Origin of the sequence: Lentzea sp. NPDC006480, assembly GCF_040611995.1 — a bacterium.
In the GTDB taxonomy this organism is placed as follows: domain Bacteria; phylum Actinomycetota; class Actinomycetes; order Mycobacteriales; family Pseudonocardiaceae; genus Lentzea.
In genome coordinates this window covers 1-1,417 of the sequence record NZ_JBEXPJ010000355.1, presented here as the reverse complement: position 1 = coordinate 1,417, position 1,417 = coordinate 1, and the positions used below count along the sequence as shown (strand labels likewise).

At 67.8% G+C, this 1,417-nt stretch carries 1 protein-coding gene; it reads left to right on the top strand.

Translation table 11 applies throughout. The features are described 5' to 3' along the window. Window positions 1–67: 67 nt before the first annotated feature. The coding region (locus ABZX92_RS45900; protein WP_355572481.1) for a glycoside hydrolase family 48 protein at window positions 68–1,417 on the top strand (1,350 nt) is incomplete at its 3' end.

The window sequence follows — 1,417 nt, the reverse complement described above, 5'->3', positions numbered from 1 at the left end:
GCGACCTGCACCGAGAACGACGAGGTGCTGTTCGCGTGGAGGTCGTTTGACTCGGCGGACAACGGCAATGACGGCTGCGGTGGTGATGGCGATCGGAGGGGTGCCCGCGGTGGCGGCGCCCGCGGCGGTCGCGTGCACGGTCACCTACCAGATCACCAACGAGTGGGACACCGGCTTCGGCGCGACCGCGACGATCCGCAACGACGGTGACGCGCTGAACGGCTGGAACCTGACGTGGACGTTCCCGGACGGGCAACGGGTGACGCAGGGCTGGAACGGCACGTTCAGCCAGACCGGCGCGGTGGTGTCCGTGACCAATCCGGACTGGGCGCGGACGATCCCCACCGGTGGCTCGGCGCAGGTCGGTTTCAACGGCAGCAAGGGTTCGGCGAACCGGCCTCCGACCGATTTCGCGGTCAACGGCGTGGCGTGCACCGGCCCGAACCAGGCGCCGTCCGTGGCGTTGACGGCACCGGTCACCGGCAGCACCTACACCCTGCCCGCGACGGTTCCGCTGGCGGCGACCGCGCAGGACTCCGACGGCACGGTGACGAAGGTCGACTTCTACGCCGACGACACACTGGTCGCGACCGACACCAGCGCGCCGTACACCGGCACGTGGGCGTCGCCGACGGCTGGTGATCACCAGATCACCGCGAGGGCGACCGACAACCGCGGTGCCACCAGGACTTCGGCACCGGCGATGGTCAAGGTGCTGGCCGGACCGGCGGTGCTGGCGACGCCGAGCACGCTCAACGTCCGGCAGGGCCAGACGGCGACGTTCGACGTCTCGCTGGCGACGGCGCCGAGCTCACCGGTGACGGTGACGATCGCTCGCAGCGGCAGTGCGGACCTGACTGCGGCGCCTTCGACGCTGACGTTCTCCAGTGCGGCGAAGCAGACCGTGACGGTCACGTCCGCGAACAACGGCGGGGATCTGGCTTCGGCGACGTTCACCGCGACTGCGACGGGTTATGCGCCTGCTTCGGTCGCGGTGAAGGAGATCTCGTCGTCGACTTCGGACTTCAGCAAGGCGTTCCTGGACCAGTACAACAAGATCAAGGATCCGGCGAGCGGTTACTTCCGCAAGTTCGGTGACCTGCTGGTGCCGTATCACTCGGTCGAGACGTTGATGGTGGAGGCGCCGGATCACGGTCATCAGACCACGTCGGAGGCGTTCAGCTACTACCTGTGGCTGGAAGCGAGCTACGGGCGGGCGACCGGTGACTGGGCGCCGTTCAAGTCCGCGTGGGCGTCGATGGAGAAGTTCATCATCCCGGCGAAGGCCGATCAGCCCACCAACGACAAGTACAACGCGTCGAAGCCCGCGACCTACTGGCATCCCAACCCCACCAAGGCTGCCAAGGGGCAGACCAAGACGCGGCTGGAGCCGGACGGCATCAAGGCCCAGACCGTC